The organism is Mesorhizobium sp. P160927, assembly GCF_057766385.1.
The window spans coordinates 3,302,487-3,320,458 of the sequence record NZ_JBYMDW010000001.1 but is presented as its reverse complement, the minus strand read 5'-3'; the positions used below and the strand labels follow the sequence as shown (position 1 = coordinate 3,320,458).

22 protein-coding genes are annotated in these 17,972 nt (G+C 63.0%); 9 read left to right on the top strand and 13 right to left on the bottom strand.

The genetic code is table 11. The features are described from left to right. Positions 1-18: 18 nt before the first annotated feature. The 3 genes from AC3CB8_RS15900 to AC3CB8_RS15890 all read right to left on the bottom strand — a co-directional run bounded on the left by AC3CB8_RS15900 (position 19) and on the right by AC3CB8_RS15890 (position 3,844). Positions 19-1,902 (bottom strand): ABCB family ABC transporter ATP-binding protein/permease, encoded by a 1,884-nt coding sequence (locus AC3CB8_RS15900; RefSeq protein ID WP_352565092.1) that lies wholly within the window; start codon positions 1,900-1,902, stop codon positions 19-21. A 24-nt stretch (positions 1,903-1,926) separates the two neighbouring features. Beyond that, positions 1,927-2,274 carry an ArsR/SmtB family transcription factor gene (locus AC3CB8_RS15895; protein WP_023773364.1) on the bottom strand — a complete coding sequence of 116 codons (348 nt, stop codon included), beginning with the start codon at positions 2,272-2,274 and terminating at the stop codon, positions 1,927-1,929. 79 nt (positions 2,275-2,353) lie between these two features. Continuing rightward, a complete protein-coding gene (locus AC3CB8_RS15890) occupies positions 2,354-3,844 on the bottom strand; it encodes a LysM peptidoglycan-binding domain-containing protein (RefSeq protein WP_352596397.1) in 1,491 nt (496 codons plus the stop codon). A 127-nt stretch (positions 3,845-3,971) separates the two neighbouring features. Here AC3CB8_RS15890 and AC3CB8_RS15885 point away from each other — a divergent pair, with 127 nt between their 5' ends. Then, positions 3,972-4,583, top strand: a complete 612-nt coding sequence (locus AC3CB8_RS15885) for an LOG family protein (RefSeq protein WP_023784364.1) — start codon at positions 3,972-3,974, stop codon at positions 4,581-4,583. Positions 4,584-4,633: 50 nt separating this feature from the next. On the opposite strand, the gene AC3CB8_RS15880 is transcribed toward AC3CB8_RS15885, so the two are convergent. After that, positions 4,634-5,521 (bottom strand): LysR family transcriptional regulator, encoded by an 888-nt coding sequence (locus AC3CB8_RS15880; protein WP_352726562.1) that lies wholly within the window; start codon positions 5,519-5,521, stop codon positions 4,634-4,636. Positions 5,522-5,638: 117 nt separating this feature from the next. On the opposite strand from AC3CB8_RS15880, the gene AC3CB8_RS15875 reads away from it, so the two are divergent. The 4 genes from AC3CB8_RS15875 to AC3CB8_RS15860 all read left to right on the top strand — a co-directional run bounded on the left by AC3CB8_RS15875 (position 5,639) and on the right by AC3CB8_RS15860 (position 7,969). Beyond that, on the top strand, positions 5,639-5,929 hold the full coding sequence (locus AC3CB8_RS15875) for a muconolactone Delta-isomerase family protein (RefSeq protein WP_023771667.1): 291 nt from the start codon (positions 5,639-5,641) through the stop codon (positions 5,927-5,929). Between the two features lie 158 nt (positions 5,930-6,087). Beyond that, a complete protein-coding gene (locus AC3CB8_RS15870; protein WP_352565087.1) occupies positions 6,088-6,819 on the top strand; it encodes an SDR family NAD(P)-dependent oxidoreductase in 732 nt (243 codons plus the stop codon). Then, positions 6,786-6,866 (top strand): SDR family oxidoreductase, encoded by an 81-nt coding sequence (locus tag AC3CB8_RS15865; RefSeq protein WP_352565206.1) that lies wholly within the window; start codon positions 6,786-6,788, stop codon positions 6,864-6,866. The genes AC3CB8_RS15870 and AC3CB8_RS15865 overlap by 34 nt, the downstream gene beginning before the upstream one ends. Positions 6,867-6,970: 104 nt before the next feature. Continuing rightward, a complete protein-coding gene (locus AC3CB8_RS15860) occupies positions 6,971-7,969 on the top strand; it encodes a transporter (RefSeq protein WP_352565204.1) in 999 nt (332 codons plus the stop codon). Here the strand turns inward: AC3CB8_RS15860 and rarD are convergent. The 8 genes from rarD to cysS form a co-directional block, all read right to left on the bottom strand. Further along, on the bottom strand, positions 7,947-8,873 hold the full coding sequence (rarD, locus tag AC3CB8_RS15855; RefSeq protein WP_352565085.1) for an EamA family transporter RarD: 927 nt from the start codon (positions 8,871-8,873) through the stop codon (positions 7,947-7,949). The two genes, AC3CB8_RS15860 and rarD, sit on opposite strands and share 23 nt — an antisense overlap. Before the next feature lie 83 nt (positions 8,874-8,956). Then, positions 8,957-10,579: a citramalate synthase gene (cimA, locus tag AC3CB8_RS15850; protein WP_198026146.1), complete on the bottom strand. Its 1,623-nt coding sequence runs from the start codon at positions 10,577-10,579 to the stop codon at positions 8,957-8,959. Next, entirely contained in the window at positions 10,576-11,526 is a 951-nt protein-coding gene (gene pip, locus AC3CB8_RS15845) for a prolyl aminopeptidase (protein ID WP_352565083.1), read from the bottom strand. Before pip ends, cimA begins: the two co-directional genes overlap by 4 nt. Further along, complete coding sequence (locus tag AC3CB8_RS15840; protein ID WP_023784358.1) at positions 11,523-11,999, bottom strand: GFA family protein; 477 nt, start codon at positions 11,997-11,999, stop codon at positions 11,523-11,525. The genes pip and AC3CB8_RS15840 overlap by 4 nt, the downstream gene beginning before the upstream one ends. Further along, a complete protein-coding gene (locus AC3CB8_RS15835) occupies positions 11,996-12,487 on the bottom strand; it encodes a GFA family protein (protein ID WP_023771659.1) in 492 nt (163 codons plus the stop codon). Before AC3CB8_RS15835 ends, AC3CB8_RS15840 begins: the two co-directional genes overlap by 4 nt. 6 nt (positions 12,488-12,493) lie before the next feature. Next, complete coding sequence (locus AC3CB8_RS15830; protein WP_023771658.1) at positions 12,494-12,880, bottom strand: VOC family protein; 387 nt, start codon at positions 12,878-12,880, stop codon at positions 12,494-12,496. Then, positions 12,877-13,272 (bottom strand): endonuclease domain-containing protein, encoded by a 396-nt coding sequence (locus tag AC3CB8_RS15825; protein ID WP_352565202.1) that lies wholly within the window; start codon positions 13,270-13,272, stop codon positions 12,877-12,879. Before AC3CB8_RS15825 ends, AC3CB8_RS15830 begins: the two co-directional genes overlap by 4 nt. Positions 13,273-13,447: 175 nt before the next feature. Continuing rightward, entirely contained in the window at positions 13,448-14,899 is a 1,452-nt protein-coding gene (cysS, locus tag AC3CB8_RS15820; RefSeq protein ID WP_352565080.1) for a cysteine--tRNA ligase, read from the bottom strand. Between the two features lie 414 nt (positions 14,900-15,313). On the opposite strand from cysS, the gene AC3CB8_RS15815 reads away from it, so the two are divergent. After that, positions 15,314-15,469 (top strand): hypothetical protein, encoded by a 156-nt coding sequence (locus tag AC3CB8_RS15815; protein WP_023771655.1) that lies wholly within the window; start codon positions 15,314-15,316, stop codon positions 15,467-15,469. A 75-nt stretch (positions 15,470-15,544) separates the two neighbouring features. On the opposite strand, the gene AC3CB8_RS15810 is transcribed toward AC3CB8_RS15815, so the two are convergent. After that, on the bottom strand, positions 15,545-16,306 hold the full coding sequence (locus tag AC3CB8_RS15810) for an SOS response-associated peptidase (protein ID WP_023784354.1): 762 nt from the start codon (positions 16,304-16,306) through the stop codon (positions 15,545-15,547). A 128-nt stretch (positions 16,307-16,434) separates the two neighbouring features. On the opposite strand from AC3CB8_RS15810, the gene AC3CB8_RS15805 reads away from it, so the two are divergent. The 3 genes from AC3CB8_RS15805 to AC3CB8_RS15795 all read left to right on the top strand — a co-directional run bounded on the left by AC3CB8_RS15805 (position 16,435) and on the right by AC3CB8_RS15795 (position 17,972). After that, complete coding sequence (locus AC3CB8_RS15805; RefSeq protein WP_352565077.1) at positions 16,435-16,857, top strand: NUDIX hydrolase; 423 nt, start codon at positions 16,435-16,437, stop codon at positions 16,855-16,857. Positions 16,858-16,986: 129 nt separating this feature from the next. After that, positions 16,987-17,364 carry a TIGR02301 family protein gene (locus AC3CB8_RS15800; protein ID WP_023771652.1) on the top strand — a complete coding sequence of 126 codons (378 nt, stop codon included), beginning with the start codon at positions 16,987-16,989 and terminating at the stop codon, positions 17,362-17,364. A gap of 350 nt (positions 17,365-17,714) precedes the next feature. Beyond that, complete coding sequence (locus AC3CB8_RS15795) at positions 17,715-17,972, top strand: hypothetical protein (RefSeq protein ID WP_015318556.1); 258 nt, start codon at positions 17,715-17,717, stop codon at positions 17,970-17,972.

The following is a 17,972-nucleotide window of genomic DNA, read 5'->3' as shown; positions in this document are numbered from 1 at the left end:
GTCAAGAGGTTTTTTGAGCTACGACATCTCCGATGTGCGCCGGCGCACGACGACACCCAGTTCGTCACTTTCGCGGGCAATGCGCAGCCGCTCCTCGGCTTCGGTCGCCTCGCGCTGGCGGTCCCACATCGAGGCATAGAGGCCGTGCTTTCGCATCAGGTCGACATGGGTGCCGCGCTCGGCTATCTGACCGTCCTTCAGCACGATGATTTCGTCGGCGGCAATCACCGTCGACAGGCGGTGAGCGATGACGATGGTGGTGCGGCCCTTGCTGACGAGGTCGAGCGCGGCCTGGATCTCCTGCTCTGTATGACTGTCCAGTGCGGAAGTCGCTTCGTCGAGCATCAGGATCGGCGGTGCCTTCAGGATGGTGCGGGCGATCGCCACGCGCTGCTTCTCGCCGCCGGAAAGTTTCAGCCCGCGCTCGCCGACCATCGACTTGTAGCCGTCGGGCAGCTTCTCGATAAACGGCCCGATCTGGGCGAGTTCGGCGGCCTTGCGCACCTCTTCCTCGCCCGCGCCGACACGGCCGTAGCGGATGTTGTAGGCGATGGTGTCGTTGAACAGCACCGTGTCCTGCGGCACCATGCCGAGCACCGCGCGCAGGCTGTCCTGCGTCACGTCCCTCACGTCCTGGCCGTCGATCAGAACCTGGCCACCCTGCACGTCGTAGAAGCGGAACAGCAACCGCGAGATGGTCGACTTGCCCGCACCCGACGGCCCGACAATGGCAACGGTCTTGCCGGCCGGCACCTCGAAGGAGACGCCCTTCAGGATCTTGCGGTTCGGATCATAGGAAAAGTGGACGTCGCGGAACTCGACCTTGCCGGCGCTGACGGCCAGCGGCTTGGCGTTGGGCTTGTCGACGATCTCCTGCGGCACGTCGAGGAGGTCGAACATGTGCTCGATGTCGGTGAGGCCCTGGCGGATTTCGCGATAGATAAAGCCGATGAAATTGAGCGGCACGGAAAGCTGTACCAGCATGGCATTGATGAAAACGAAATCGCCGACGCTCTGGGTGCCGGCCTGCACCTCCAGCGCCGACATGCACATGACGACGACGGTGCCGATGCCGAAGATGAAGCCCTGGCCGAAGTTCAGCCAGCCGAGCGAGGTCCAGGTTTTGGTTGCGGCGACCTCGTAACGCGCCATCGAACGGTCGAAGCGCTCGGCCTCCATGCGCTCATTGGTGAAATACTTGACCGTCTCGAAGTTGAGCAACGAGTCGATCGCCTTGGTATTGGCGTCGGTGTCGCTGTCATTCATGTCGCGGCGGATCGAGATGCGCCAATCGCTGGCCTTTACCGTGAACCAGACGTAGAGGCAGACGGTGACCGCCACCACGGCCACATATTTCCAGCCATAGGTGAAGCCGAATATGCCGGCGGTCAGCCCGAATTCGAGGATCGTCGGCGCGGTGTTGAGCATGATGAAGCGGACGATCGTCTCGATGCCCTTGGTGCCGCGCTCGATGATGCGCGACAGGCCGCCGGTGCGGCGCTCCAGGTGGAAGCGTAGCGACAGCTGATGCATGTGCACGAAGGTGCGGAAGGCAAGCTGGCGAACCGCATGCTGGCCGACCCGGGCAAACAGCGCATCGCGGAGCTGGTTGAAGCCGAGCTGGACGAGCCTCAGCACATTATAGGCAATGACCAGCATCACCGGGGCAAGCATGAACGATGGCAGCGGCGGTGGCGTTTTGAAGCCGCCCGCCAGCGCATCGGTCGCCCATTTGAAGAAATAGGGACCGGCGACCAGCGTCACCTTGGCGACGACCAGCAGCAGCGTCGCCCACGTCACCCGTGCCCTGAGATCGGCGCGGTCGGCCGGCCACATATAGGGCCAGAGATTGCGCAGTGTCGTGAGTGTGGATGTGTCGGCGGAGACGGTTTTTTCGGCCACTTTTCTTGCCTTTAGGTGAGAGGGTCAGCGGCCGGAGCAGCAGGAATTGATGAGCGCGGCCAGCGATGCCGACACGTCGGCCAGTGCCGCGCGATCGACCGCATAGCGCGATCGCTGACGGTCGGGCTCGAACCGGACAAGGCCCGCCTCGACCAGTATTTTCAGATGCTGGGAGATCGTCGACTGGGCCAGAGCGAAACGGTCGACGACCTCACGGCAGCAGCAGGAATTGCTGGCCGACAGATGCCTCAGTATCTCGATCCGCGCCGGATGCGAAAGTGCTGCGAACCGCGCCGCGACAGCGCGGCTGTCCGGCATGCAGCCAGGCAGTGCCGAGGCGGCATGGTCTGGTAAGGGAACGCATTCTGTCATCGTTCATCGGCGATAGACGATGAACGATGACAGGGCAAGCTAGGCCGATGGGTAGATTGCCGGAATTGCCGGTCTATCCCTATTCCGTCTTCATCGGCGCGCTCGTCGCCTGCTCGCCCATGGCCTTGAGGTCGGCGGCTTCGCCTTCCTTCGACTTTTCCGGAACCTTGAACACCTGCCCCGGCCAGATGCGGTTCGGATTCCTGATCTGGTCCTGGTTGGCGAGGTATATGGTGGAGTAGCGCATGCCGTGACCATAGACGCGCCGCGAGATCCGCCACAGTGTATCGTTGCGCCGAATGATGACCGCGCTGTCGGCATGTTCGAGCTTGGGCGACACGATTTCGGGCACGTCGCTCGGCGGCGTGGCTGCCGCGACCTTAGCCGGGGCCTCGGTGGCTGGCGCGGCGGGAGCCGGCGCGGTCTCGCCCGGAGCAGCGGCGGCAACAGCGGGCGCCGCGGCCTTGGCCTCGGCGGGCTTGGTCTCGGCGGGGGCAACGGCGGCGACCGCCTCGCCCGGCTCGCGCTCGAAGGGCACTGCGGCGCGGGCCACCACCTTCACGCCGTCGGCGTCGAGGCCGTCAACATGGATGGTATAGCTGCCGACCGGAATATCGCGCGTCGCCTCAACCAGGAAATGGCCGTCCGACGAGGTCTGCGCGGCGCCGAGCAGGATGTCGTTGGCGTAGGCGCGCACCTTGCGGCCTGGATCTGCGAGGCCGGCGACAAAGATCTTGTTGCCATCGATCTCGACTGCCTCGACCACGATCTTTGGTTCGGCCGCGGCTGCCGCGGGCGCGGCCGGTGCCGCCGGAGCAGGTTTTGCTGCAGCCACGGCTGGCGTGGCCGTCGCCGGCGCGGCGGGCGCTTCAGCAGCAGGAGCGGCAGCCTGGTCGCCGGTTGCCGGCGCTGGCTTTGGCTCAGATGCCGGAACGGTGAGCAGTTCGGCCGGCTTGCCCGGCTCCTCGACCATGGCCAGCACCTGGCCAGCCGCATTCGCCGGCACCGAGACGACAGCGGTCTGCGCCGAGGCGGTCACCACCGCGCCGACCGTCGAACGCAGGGCGATTGTATAGTCGCCGGGCTTCAGCGGATCTTCGAGCACGATGACAAAGGCACCATCGGGACCAGCAACCGTGGAGCCGATCACCGTCGCGCCGTTGAGAATTTCGACCTTCGAGTTGGGCGCCGCGTTGCCGGCAACGACGATCGAGCCGTTGCTCTCGACCCGCACGACATCGAAAGTCGGCGCGATCGGACCCGCCGTCGCGGGCGCCGCAGGCGCCGCCGCATCGGTTGCGGGCGGAGCCGCAGCGTCCGTTGCAGGTGCTGCCGGGGCCGTCGCCTGAGGTGCCGCGCCCGGCGCGGCCGGCACCGCCGGAGCCGGCAGGCGCGCTTCCGTGCCAGGATCGGCCGGCTTCGGCGCCGCGGGCGGCGTCAACGCCGCGACTTCCGGCGGCGGTGTGCGATGAAGATACGGGTCGAGTGCGCCCGATACATAGGCGGTTCCCGCGGCCGCGACGGTCCCACCCGCCGCGAACAAGAACGCCTTCAATGGATTGATTGCCATGTATTTCCCTGCCCCTTAGCCACCTAACGCCGGTCTAGCGTGTTTTGCCATGACCGACAAGAAAAAGCCCGGCCTTCTCAACCCTAGGGCTTGACCGCGCTTTCAGACCCAATCACCAATCATCGGCATGAACACGATTCGATCCGTTTGCGTCTATTGCGGCTCATCTCCGGGCCACGATGAAATCTATGTCAAGGCCGGCCATCTGCTTGGACGCTCAATTGCAAAGGCAGGCCTGCGGCTGGTCTATGGCGGCGGCACCAAAGGCGTTATGGGCGCCGTCGCCGAAGGCGCGCTCAAGGCCGGCGGCAAGGTGACGGGCATCATTCCGCGCTTCCTCATCAACAAGGAAGCAACCGAAACCGCGCTTGACCGGCTCGACGAGTTGTCGATCACCGACAACATGCACGAGCGCAAACACAAGATGTTCGAGAAATCCGACGCCTTTGTGGCGCTGCCTGGTGGCATCGGCACAGTCGAGGAGATCGTCGAGATCATGACCTGGGCGCAGCTTGGCCATCACCGCAAACCGATCGTCTTCGGCAATGTCAACGGATTCTGGGATCCGATGACGGCGCTGCTTGATCACATGGCGGCGGAAGGCTTCATTCATACCGCGCAGCGTGTGAAGCCGCTGGTCGTCAACGACCCCGAGGCAATCGTCGCCGCCATCATGGTCGCCGGCTCCTCGGTCGACGCGCCGACCGAGGGCGTCCAGTCGGTGATCGACAAGATGTAAAGTACGGGAATAGAGTAGTAGGTTTGCAGTGTCGGAGCGTACACTTTCCCCTACTCCCTACGAGCAGCCTGCCGCAGATCGGCGATCACCGCACGCTGGTCCTGCCGCCGCCAGGCGAGGTGGATGGAAACCATGCGGCCGAACCATGGCATGTCGCGGAACACGATGGAGGGCGGCGCGGCCGTGCGCAGGCTCGCCTGCACGGTGGCGAGACCAAGGCCGGCGCCGACAAGCCCGAGCGAGGTCAGCGGGTCCGCTGTTTCATAGGCAATGTCGGGCACGAAGCCAGCCTCGGCGCAAGCGGCGAGGAACTGGCCACGATTGGTGTCGTCGGGCTGCCGCACGACGGTGATCCAGACGCGGCCGTCGAGATGGCGCGGCTGGATATCAGCCACATCGGCGAGCGGATCGTCCTCAGGAATGGCAAGCACCAGCGGCTCGTGGCGCAGCGGCACGCTGACGATATCGGGATCGTCGGCCGCTGCTGGGGCATACGTCAAACCAAGATCGAGCGACCGTTGCCGAAGTCCCTCCATCTGCGCCGCCGAGCGAAGGCTTCTCAACTGCAGATGAAAATGCGGCCGGTCGCGGCGGAACTGACGCAGCATGCCGGCGACAAGCCCAGCATGGACCGCACCCTCGACATAGCCGATGGCAAGGCGCCCGACAGAACCGCTGGCCAGGTTGCGGCCAAGCTCCTCCAGCCGCCGCGCGTTCGACAGCAACGCACGGGCTTCGGTCAGGAAGGCGCGGCCCTCGGCATTGAGATGAACCCGTTGCTTTGCCCGCTCGAACAGAGTGACGCCAAGCTGTTGTTCCAGCTGCATGATCTGCCGACTGAGCGGCGATTGCGAAATATGCAGCAGCTCGGCGGCTCGACCCACATTGCCGGTTTCGGCGACGGTGACGAAATATCTGATCTGGCGCAGGTCGAACATTTTTGCCTCCGACGTTAAGCCCTTTTGGGTCTCAACTTTAGCCTAATCAGTCTTGGACAGTCTGACTATCCGGCGCGATATCTCCTGTGGTCAACCGCCGACAAACAGGAGATCGAAATGCAATTCCTTGCCCTTCTCACCCGCAACACCGAAAAGTTCACCGATGCCGATTTCGCACCCCTTCTGCCTGGCGAGGCCGAGCAGCGTCGCACCCTCTATGCCGAAGGCGCGGTGCGCCAGATCTGGAACCGCGGCGACATTCCCGGCAGCGGCATCATGTTCGAAGTCGGCAGCGATGCCGATGTGCGCGGCCATCTCGCCACCTTGCCCCTGGTCAAGGCCGGCATGATGGACATTGCCGCGATCGTACCACTCAATCCCTATCCGGGGTTTGGGCCGAAGCGCTGAGGCCGACGACCGCGACAATCGTGGTCGTGAGCCAGACCGCCAGGCCGACAAGCGCCTTCCATCTCATCAAGCCACGCGGCACGCTGGCGCTGCCGCTTGCCAAGGGCCGAACGAGCCTTCGACTGACGGCGATAAATCGCAATCGATGAAGGTGCAAATTGCATTCGACCGACTATCTCGGCCAACTGTTCGGCCTCGAAGGCAAGCATGCCTTCATCACCGGCGCCAGCCGTGGCCTGGGCCTCGCCTTCGCGGAGGCGCTTGCGAGCGCCGGCGCGCGCGTCACGATCGGCGGCCGCAAGGCCGACGATCTGAAAGCGGCCGCGGACAAGCTGCGCGCCGCGGGCCACTCGATCACGGAAGCGGTGATCGACGTGACCGACACGCAGTCGGTCGACTTGGCGATCGCAGCGGCGGAAACCGGCACCGCACCGATCGACATCCTGGTCAACAATGCCGGCATCCAGCGACGGGCGCCGTTGGAGACCTTCAGCGACGCCGACTGGGACGCGCTGATGGCCACCAACCTGGACGGCGCGTTCAAGGTGAGCCGGGCCGTCGTAAAGGGCATGATCGCGCGCCAAAGGGGGTCGATCATCAATGTCTCCTCGGTGCAGAGCGTGCTCGCACGCCCCTCGATCGCGCCCTACGCGGCGAGCAAGGGCGCCATCACCATGCTGACCAAGTCGATGGCCGGCGAATGGGGCCAGTACGGCGTGCGCGTCAACGCCATCGCGCCGGGCTATTTCAAGACCGAGCTCAACGCCGCGCTGGTCGCCGACGAGACATTCTCCGCCTGGCTGACCGGCCGAACGCCGATGCGGCGCTGGGGCGAAGTGAGGGGGCGGGCGCTGCTGTGTTCCTGGCGTCCGACGCCGCCAGTTTCGTGAGCGGACAGACGCTGCTGGTGGATGGCGGGATCACCAGCGTCCTTTAGGCACGCCGTCACGAAACAGTCACACTAAATCCGGGATGCCATGCTAGAAATAGCATTTGACCGCCCCCGCGACCCCGACCGCATCAGAGACCGGCGAAGCCGCCATGAACATCGCCATCCCCTCCGAAGGCATTGACCTGTCGCCTTACCTGCCCGATGAGCACGGGCTGTTCTTCATCTATCACTTTACCACCGAAGGGGTGCGCACCAGGGATGCCGCCGCCGCGCATTGGACATGGCGCAGCTACCAGCTTTCCGACATGCGCGCCCGCCACGAGATCGGCGCCGATCAGGCCTTGCCGGCGCCGGTGCGCGAAGCCTTCCTGACCGCCAGCCATGGCTGCCACATCGACCTCGAGGATGACTGGCTCTATGGCGATCTGCCGGACCTGCGCCATGACTATTCGGCGGAAGCCGGCGGGCTTGGTCATTTCCGCTTCGCCCTCAACGACACGATGCTTGTCGGCGCCCGCAAGCAACCGCTGCAATCGGTCGACAACATCCGCAAGGCGATCGAAAACGGATCGCGCAAGTTCCGCTCGCCGGCCGAGTTGATCGAAGCTGTCGTCGGCCAATCGTTCGACGGAATGGCGGCGGAACTCGCGGCACTCAGCGACAGTCTCGACGGCATCGAGGACCGTATCGTCTGCGACGCATGGCACAATGAGCGGCAGGCGTTGGTCGATGCACGACGGCACTTGGTGGTCATCCACCGACAGATGGCGACGCTGACCAATCTGTTTCGCCATCTCGACCATTCGCACCGCAACGACCTGCCGGATTCGATCAACGACATGGCGGCGCGGCTTTCGCATCGCGCCCAGACGCTGCACTATGACGGCGATCAGTTGCAGGCGCGCACGCGGCTGCTGCAGGACGAACTGATGGCCAAGCTGACGACGCAGTCTAACAGGCTGCTTTATGTGCTCTCGGTGATGACGGCGGTGCTGTTGCCGATGACCATCATCTCAGGCCTGTTCGGCATGAATGTCGGTGGTTTGCCGCTGGTCAACACCCCATTGGGTTTTTGGGTGGTCACGGCCGTGTCGCTGCTGATCGCGGGCGTGACCTATCTTTTCGTCAGGCGGCTCGGACAGATGTAGCCCGGCGCGCCGTCGCCAGCATGGACCAGGAATAGACCGCAAGGGCCGCCCAGATAAGGGCAAAGGCGGCGGCCTGCGTAGTGCCGAACGGCTCGTCGAAGATCAGCACGGCAATCAGAAACACCATGGTCGGCGCTATGTACTGCATGATGCCGATGGTCGAGAGGCGCAGCAGCTTGGCGCCGAAGGCGAACAGCAGCAGCGGCACGGCCGTCACCGGCCCGCAGCCGATGAGCAGCGCGGTGTCGGTGCCATTGCTGGAGACGAAATGGTCCTGTCCGGTGGCAATCAGGAAGACGATATAGCCCAGCGCCGGTACCGACAGCAAAAGCACTTCGAGCAGGAAACCCTGGCTGGGGCCGATCGGCAACGTCTTGCGGAAGAAGCCGTAGGCGGCGAAGGAAAACGCCAATGCCAGCGACACCCAGGGCAGCTTGCCGCCGTCGACTGTCAGCACGGCGACGGCGACCGCCGCAAGCACCACCGCCGCGATCTGCAACCGGTCGAGCCGCTCGCCGAGCAGCAGCGCGCCGACCACGACGTTTACCAGTGGGTTGATATAATAGCCGAGCGCTGTCTCGACGGTGCGGTCGACGGCGATCGCCCAGACATAGATGCCCCAGTTGACCGAGATCAGTGCCGCCGTCAGCGCCGCCATGGCGATGGTGCGGGGCGAGCGGATCGCCACCTTGAAGTCGGTTGTGCGGCCGGCCCAGACCAGGACCGCCGCGGCAATCGGCACCGACCAGACGATGCGGTGTGCAATCACCTCGGCAAGCGGCAGATGCGCCACCGCCTTCATGTAGAAGGGCAGCAACCCCCACAAGAGATAAGCACCAAGCGCCAGGAGGAAGCCGCGGCGGGCCTTTCCATCTGCATCGGGGGTAATTGCTTCAGCGGCCATGGCCCAACGCTATGACCCAGTAATCTTGGCAAGACCATCGCAAAGTTCTGATGGATCAATGGACTTTCGCTGATGGTTCAAACTTACTCGGCCGCCACCAACCCCGCCATCTCGCGATTCTTCATCAGCTTGTAGACGATCGAATCCATTAGCGCCTGAAACGAGGCATCGATGATGTTTTCCGAGACCCCGACGGTCCACCAGCGCGCGCCGGTCGAGTCATGCGATTCGATGAGCACGCGGGTAATGGCCTCGGTGCCGCCATTGAGGATGCGCACCTTAAAGTCGGCAAGTTCGAGATCCGCGATCTCGTTCTGGTATCTGCCGAGATCCTTGCGGAGCGCAATGTCGAGCGCGTTGACGGGACCATGGCCCTCGGCCACCGACATCTTCTCCTCGCCCTCGACCAGCACCTTGACCACCGCTTCCGACACCGTCTTCAACTGCCCATTGGCATCGAAGCGGCGTTCGATCATGCAGCGGAACGAGGTGACGTGGAAGAATTCCGGCAGGCCGTGCAGCATCTTGCGCGCCAGGAGTTCGAAGGAGGCGTCGGCGCCCTCGTACGCATAGCCCGAGGCCTCGCGCTCCTTGACCACCGATATCAGGGCGTCGAGCCGATGGTCCTCCTTCGGCACATCGATGCCGCGCCGCTTCAACTCGGCGAGGAAATTGGCCTTGCCGCCCTGGTCGGAGACCATGACGCGGCGGCGGTTGCCCACGGCTTGCGGTTCCACATGCTCATAGGTCGCCGGCTCCTTGGCCAGCGCCGAAGCGTGGATACCCGCCTTGGTGGCAAAGGCGGACGAGCCGACATAGGGCGCCTGCGCTTCCGGGGCGCGGTTCAACAATTCGTCGAAGGCGCGCGACAGGCGCGAAATGCCGGTCAGTGCTTCGGCTGAAATTCCCGTCTCGAAGCGGTCGGCGAAAGCCGGCTTCAGCGCCAGTGTGGGTACGATCGAGATCAGATTGGCGTTGCCGCAACGTTCGCCGATGCCATTCAGCGTGCCCTGGATCTGGCGCACGCCGGCCTCGACTGCGGCAAGGGAATTGGCCACCGCCTGGCCGGTGTCGTCATGGGCATGAATGCCGAGATGCTTGCCCGGAATGCCCGCGGCGATGACCTTCTCGACGATTGCCCGGACTTCCGAGGGCTGCGTGCCGCCATTCGTGTCGCAAAGCACCACCCAGCGCGCGCCGGCATCGTAGGCCGTTTTCGCACAAGCGAGCGCATAGTCCGGATTGGCCTTGAAGCCGTCGAAGAAATGCTCGCAATCGACCATCGCTTCCTTGTCCGAAGCGACCGACGCCTCGACGGAAACTTTTATGGAGTCGAGGTTCTCCTCGTTGGTGCAACCGAGCGCCACGCGAACATGGTAGTCCCAGCTCTTGGCGACGAAGCAGATGGCGTCCGATTTCGATTGGACAAGCGCCGCCAGCCCCGGATCGTTAGAGGCTGAGACCCCAGCCCGCTTGGTCATGCCGAACGCAACGAATTTTGCGCGTGCCGTGCGCTTCTGCTGGAAGAATGCAGTGTCGGTCGGATTGGCGCCGGGATAACCACCTTCGACATAGTCGAAGCCGAACTCGTCGAGCAGTTTGGCAATCGCGATCTTGTCCTCGACCGAAAAGTCGATGCCCGGCGTCTGCTGGCCGTCGCGGAGCGTGGTGTCGAAGAGATAGAGGCGCTCGCGGTTCATCGTCATTTGCCCGCAAACTTGTCCGTCGCGCGGATCAGCCGGTCGAGAATGCCGGGCTCCGAATAGGCATGACCGGCGCCTTCGATCAGATGAAAGTCCGCCTTCGGCCACGCCTTGTGCAGCGCCCAGGCGTAGCGCGCCGGGCACGGCATGTCGTAGCGGCCGTGGACGATGGTGCCGGGGATGTCCTTGAGCTTCCCGGCATCGCGCAGCAACTGTCCCTCCTCGAGCCAGCCGGCATGGACGAAGTAGTGGTTTTCGATGCGGGCGAAGGCTACCGCATAGTCGTCCTCGCCAAACGGACCGCTCGTTTCGGGTTCAGGAAGCAGGGTGATCGTCTCGCCTTCCCACAGGCTCCACGCGCGGGCGGCCTCGATCCGCGCCTTTCGGTCGGACCCGACCAGCCGCTTGCGGTAGGCGGCCATCATGTCGCCGCGCTCGGCCTGCGGGATCGGTGCCAGGAAACGCTCCCATTTGTCGGGGAACATCTCCGAGACGCCGAATTGATAATACCATTCGAGCTCGGCGCGGGTCAGCGTGTAGATGCCGCGCACCACCAGTTCGCTGGCTCGATCAGGGTGTGTCTCTGCATAGGCGAGCGCCAGCGTCGAGCCCCAGGAACCGCCGAACACCAGCCAATCTTCGAAGCCGGCCATTTCGCGCAGTCGCTCGATGTCGGCAACGAGATGCCATGTCGTGTTGGCCTCCAGCGAAGCGTTCGGCGTCGATTTTCCGCAGCCGCGCTGATCGAACAGGATGACATCGTAAAGCTTGGGGTCAAACAGGCGCCGGTGTTTTGGCGAGATGGTGCCGCCCGGTCCACCATGCAGGAACACGGCCGGCTTGGCGCCCTTGGTGCCCGACCGCTCCCAATAGACCATATGGCCGTCGCCGACATCGAGCATCCCCGAGTCGAACGGTTCGATTTCCGGGTAGAGGGTGCGCAAGCTCATATTTTCAGACCCTGTTGCGGCCAGTTGGCCGTTTCGTGATCGGGGTGTTGGAAGGAGATGATCTGCTCCTGCCGCGCGTAATAATCGGGATCCTGGTGGACAGGTTGGTCGAAGATCGTCTCGACCCAAGGCAGCCGTGCCGCATAGTTGACCTGGATCCTCGGCGCCAGATCCGAGCGGTCGTCGAAGGCGCCGATGGCGATCTCGAGCCCGCCTGGCTGCCGATAGGTCAGCGGCGTGCCGCAACGGGCGCAGAAGCCGCGATCGATGTTGACCGAAGATTGGAAATAACTTGGTTCTTCATGGGTCCATTCGACGCCATCCTTGGGTACCGTCACAAGCGCGCCGAAGAAGGAGCCGAACTGTTTCTGGCACATGCGACAATGGCAGATGGATGCGCGTCCCAGCACCCCCTTGATGCGGAAGCGCACGGCGCCGCATTGGCAGCCGCCGGTTCGGACAGTTTCGGTCATGGTCTTTCCTCCGGCGGCCATTGGTCGGTGTCGTGGTCGGGATGCTGATAGGAGATGAGTTCGGCGAGATAAGGAGCGGAGCCGATATCCGCCATCGTGTCCTCGCCCGGCAATCGCGGAATGGAATCCACATAGGGCAGTTTCGCTTCCGTGCCCCACTGGATGGTCGGCGCGATGCCAGCCGGATCATCGAAGGCGGCGATCGCCAGAGCCATGCCGTCGGGCGCCTCGAAGGTCAGCGGCGTGCCGCATTCGGCGCAGAAGCCGCGCCATACGGCATTGGAGGAACGGAACCGCTTCGGTTCGCCGCGCGTCCACTCGACCTTGGCGCCGCGCACCGAAACCAGCGGCAGGTAGAAATTGCCGCTGGCCTTCTGGCACATGCGGCAGTGGCAGACCGAGGCGTCGCCGAGCGCACCTTCGACGCGGAAGCGCACCGCACCGCACTGGCAGCCGCCTGTGTAGACCGGCCGGTTGTCGAGGCTCATCGGTTTTCACTCCGGATCATGGCAGACCGCCTCGACATTGTTGCCGTCGGGGTCGAGGACGAAAGCGCCGTAATAGTTGGGGTGATAGTGCGGGCGCAGGCCCGGTCCGCCATTGTCCTTGCCGCCGGCTGCAAGGGCGGCGGCATGGAAGGCGTCGACCTCGGCGCGGTTGCGCGCGGTGAAGGCGACGTGCTGATGATCTCGGGGCTTTTCCCCGGCCGCGCTCAACCAGAACACCGGCCGGTCGCGGCCATAGCCGCCGACCTTGGCGCCGCCGGTGTATTCCTGCGGCACCATATAAAGCAACGAGCCACCCAGCGGCGCCATCGCCTTGTCATAGAAGGCCTTGGAGGCATCGAAATCTGAAACGGTGATGCCGAGATGGTCGATCATGGAACGAGCTCCTCCGTTGCTGGTTGCGGCACGTTGGCCGTGCCGGCCGAGTTGACGATGTGCTGGCAGACATTGTCGATATCGCGGATCACGTCGTCGTTCCAGAAGCGCAGAATGGTCCAGCCGAGTGCTTCGAGCCTCGCTGTTCTTGCATCCCATTCCGAGACTGCGACTTGGGCATGCTGAGACCCGTCCAATTCGACCACCAGCTTTTTATTCGGGCAGGCGAAATCGACGATGCAGCCGGCGATTGGCATCTGACGTCTGAAAGCCAATCCCATGAGACGATGGGCCCTGATCTCTTTCAAGAGCTTTAGCTCGGCTTCGGTCATTGACTTGCGCATCTTGCGCGTGTTGCTGCGATTGAAGGGAGATACCCGATGATGGGTCATCGCGAGCCCCCTCTCTGCCCTGCCGGGCATCTCCCCCTCATGGGGTAGATCAGCAGCTTTGCCGGTCGCGCACAATCTGTGACATTGGCGATTGGCGAAAGCCCAAATGCCGGCCAATCTCCCCCCATGAGGGGGAGATGCCCGGCAGGGCAGAGGGGGGTGCCTGGCGCCACCCTCACCGCTTTACCTCCCACGTCGTCACGCGTTCTCCGGTCGCCGGATCCTTGCCGTCTTTCAACTGCACGCCTTGCGACAGGAGTTCGTCGCGGATGCGGTCGGCCTCGGCCCAGTTCTTGGCGGCGATGAACTGCAGGCGCCTGGCGATGGTTCCCGCAATCGCGGCCTCGTCGACCTTGGCCGCGCCGACGTCGAAACCGAGGAACGCGAGCGAGGTTTTCAAGGAAGCCGCAGCGCCATTCTCGCCAGCGCCGCTGAAGTCGGTCGCCTCGCCGGCAAGCTCGGTCAGTTGCTGGAAGGCCGCGTATGTCGCAAGATCATCCGACAGCGCCTCCACGACCTCCGCCGGCACCTGGCCTCCCGCAGCCGGCGCCAGGTCCGACGCCCGTTTCCATTTGCGAAGCGTATTCTCCGCCTCCTCAAGCTTGCGCACGGAAAAATCGATCGGCTCGCGGTAGTGCGTCATCAGCATAGCCAACCGCAGCACCTCGCCAGGCCATTTGCGGCCGCCGAAGGTCTCGGTCTCGAGCAACTCATGGATCGAATAGAAATTGCCGAGGCTCTTCGACATTTTTTGGCCCTCGACCTGCAGGAAGCCATTGTGCATCCACACATTGGCCATGACATCGGTCCCGTGGGCGCAGCGCGACTGGGCGATCTCGTTCTCATGATGCGGGAAGATCAGATCGAGGCCGCCGCCATGGATGTCGAAGACCTCGCCGAGATAGGCGGCCGACATGGCCGAGCATTCGATATGCCAGCCGGGGCGGCCCCTGCCCCATGGACTTTGCCAACCGGGCTCTTCCGGCGATGACAGTTTCCACAGCACGAAATCGCCGGGGTTCTTCTTGTGGGCGTCGACGGCGATGCGGGCACCGGCCTGCTGCTCGTCGAGATTGCGCTTCGACAATTGACCATAGTCCGGCATCGACGCCGTATCGAACAGAACTTCGCCTGCCGCGACATAGGCATGGCCGCGTCCGATCAGGCTTTTGATCAAGGTGATCATATCAGCCTTGCCGTCGGCGCGGGGTTCGACGAATTCGGTGGCGCGCGGTTCGACCGTCGGCTCAAGGCAGCCAAGCGTGGCGACATCCCTGTGGAACTGGCCGGCCGTTTTTTCGGTCACCCGTCGGATCGCTTCATTGAGCGAAAGGGTTCCCGAAGCGATCTCGCCGCCGAAATCGCGGAGCGCCCGCGCGTTGATCTTGTCGTCGACGTCGGTGATGTTGCGCACATAGGTGACGTGCGTCTCGCCGTAGAGATGGCGCAGTAAGCGAAACAGCACGTCGAACACGATCACCGGCCTGGCGTTGCCGATATGGGCGAAGTCGTAAACGGTCGGGCCGCAGACATACATGCGCACGTCAAGCGGATCGATCGGCACGAAACCCTCTTTCATGCGCGTCAGCGTGTTGTGGAGGCGCAGGCCCTTTGATGCGTCAGACATTCCATGCTTCCCGTTCAGAACTTCTTGTCTGGATGGAGCCAGCCCAGCGCCGAGGCGCCAATCAGGTTCCAGCCTGCTGGCCGGGGCGTTTGTCCAATCTGGGGAAGATGAGGCGAAAACGTCCGGACCAGCGCGAGGCTAGCCAATAATGCAAATGCCACAAATGGCGATAGACGTTTTCATCGGCGGCTTTATCGCCCTGAGCAGTGTTGCCGTCAAGTCGCTGATCCCGGGAAAAAGGTAGCGAGGGCTAGCAAAAGCATCGCCCGATCAGACGGAATCAGTCAGTGAAACATTTTATTAAACATGTCGGCACAGTCATGAAACATTCGCCGGCTAGATCACCACGCGTCACGATTTGGTCGGAATCAACCAGCAAACGCAGACACGGAAACGTTACCAGGGAAGAGAAACATGCCTCGAAGCAAGCAGGAAGCCAACCGCGCCAAGCAACCGGCGCTGGCCAACCACTATCGCGCGATCGGCCCGGCCGCCATCGTCGCCGCCCTTCTCCACACCGCGAAGAAGAACAAGCCGGCGCAGAAGATCGTATCGCCCCGCGCCGCCTGAAATGACGCGACTGGCGCAATCGCCGGCGATGGGCGCGCGAACAGGCGTCCTGAACACAGACCTAGATAGGTTTCGCTAGAGCAGCGTCATCTGACTGTCGTCCGCGCCAGGTTTCTGGCGCCTCACCTTCTCGAGTTCCGGCCCGATTTCGCCCCTCTCTTGAATCTCTGGTCCGGTGTTGGCAACCTTGTTGACGAGGTCGGAGACAGGAATCGCCTCGAAGAAATCGGACCGCGCCGGCCGCAGCAAATTGACGACATCGCGCGGTTCGAGCGTGCGGCAATCCAGCCAACGGGCAAAGTCAGAAATATCGACCACCACCGGCATGCGGTCATGGATATGGGCGATATCGGCGTTGGCGTTGACGGTCAGGATAACGCCGGTATCCATCTCCGAGCCACCGGGCTCGGAATAGGTTTCGATAAGGCCTGCAAAGGCGATCAACCCGCCATGCCTGGGCCGGATCCAATAGGGTTGTCCCTTCTTGCCTCCGGTCTGCCGCCATTCGTAAAAACCGGATGCCGGCACCAGCGCGCGGCGATGGCGCATGGCGGCCTTGAACGAGGCCTTCTCGATCGCACCCTCGGAGCGCGCGTTGAACAGCAGCGGAAACTCCCTGGTGTCCTTCACCCAAGCTGGAATCAGGCCCCAGCGCACCAGCATCGGTTGCCTGTCCGGCAGATTGGAGCCGGGGGCTCGAGGCACGCCAGCGGTCACCATCAGGACCGGCTGTGTCGGTGCGATGTTGTAGCGTGCCGGGAAATCCTCCAGTTCCGCAAGGCCCAGCGAGGCAGCGGTCTGCTCCGGCGTGGCGGTCAAGGCAAAACGTCCGCACATGATCGATTGTGTCTTTCGAATAGCTCGGTGTTGAAAGTGGCGATCGAACCGGCGTTGCGCAACCGCTAAAGCTTGCCCATGCTGTCGATCCACAAAAGACCTGTCTCGAATGAGTTGATCAGGGATCGATGAACACAGCACGCAAGGTACTTCCGGCCGTCTCGGTAGCCGTCGTGCGCGGCGACACCGTACTCTTGGTCAAGCGGGCGCGTCCGCCCTCGCAAGGGCTCTACGCCTTTCCCGGTGGTAAGGTCGAAGCCGGTGAGACGCTGGAGGACGCGGCACGGCGTGAACTGATGGAAGAGACCGGTTTGCTCGCCGACGGCTTTCGCCCGCTTCGGGAAATCCACATCGACGGCAGGCTAGACAGCCACCCGGTCGATTATCTCCTCACGGTCTTCGGCGCCGCCTATGCCGGTGGCGAGGCCGAGGCCAGCGACGACGCCGAGACAGCCGCCTTCTATACACTCAAGGAGATGACGCTGCTGCCGCTCGCCGGCTCGGTGTTCGCGGTCGCCCAGGAACTCCTCGGTCCCGTTCAAGCCCGCTGACGCAGCACTGAAAAACCGCCTTGCAGGCGACAAATTGTTTCGTCACAAGGCTTATGTTGTCTCGCCAGCCACGACGTCTCAGGCCATCAGGCAGACCACAAGGCCTAAGCCGTCGGGCAGAGAAGGTTTATGAACCGTCCGTCAATGCTCCTTGCCATTTGCCTTGCCGTCAGCGCGGTCGTCCCGGCGCGGACTGCCTTCAGTGCCGAGTCGCCGTTCGAGCCGGGGCTGATGCGATTGGCGGAAGTTCTTGGGTCGCTGCATTTCCTGCGCAATCTGTGCGGGGAGAAGGGCGACCAGTGGCGTGGTGAGATGGAAAAACTGCTCGATTCGGAAAACCCGGACCCAGAGCGCCGCGCCCGCTTCATCGCCAGCTTCAATCGCGGCTACCGTTCTTTCGGCGGCACTTACACCCAGTGCACCGCTTCGGCCACTGAAGCCATCAGCCGTTACATGAAAGAAGGCGAGACGCTGTCGCGCGATATCGCCTCGCGGTATGGCAACTGAGCATTCATCAACAGATATCCGGCCCGTCGCCAGGGATCTCGATATATCCGGCTTGTGCCCGCCTTACCTTGGTGCAATTCTGATGTTGCACTTTTGCCACAGCGTTAATCAAACGTTATCGCGCGAATGCGCAATTAACTCAAACTGAAGGTTTTCGCCCCGCAGGCCAGCCTAATCGGCTAAGTTCGATCCGGGTTGAAACGCAGCTTCGCCAAATACAGTTGGTCCCTGTAAATAATGATCAAAAAAATGTCGTATTTACAGTTACTTAGTTGCAGCTGCGTATGAATGGAACAGATCAAGCCTGATCCACACTGATGGGTTGCCGCTTGGAAGGGTGGACATCGCTTATGGAACATGCTGCCAACGACATCGACGCGCTGGTCAGGGAAGAGAAGCGCCTGACGGCGGTTGAGAGCCACAGCGAAGCCTGGGCGGAAGGCCTCTCGGCCGGCATCGAGCCAGAAATCATCGCCGAGGCCGCCCTTGAGACGGCATTCGGTGAAATGTTGCGCGCCAACGGCGAAACCTCGGCCCTTGCCCTGCTCGACCGCATGCGCGAGAAGGTGATCGCAGGCGCCTTCGAACCTGAGCGGCTGCGGCACTGA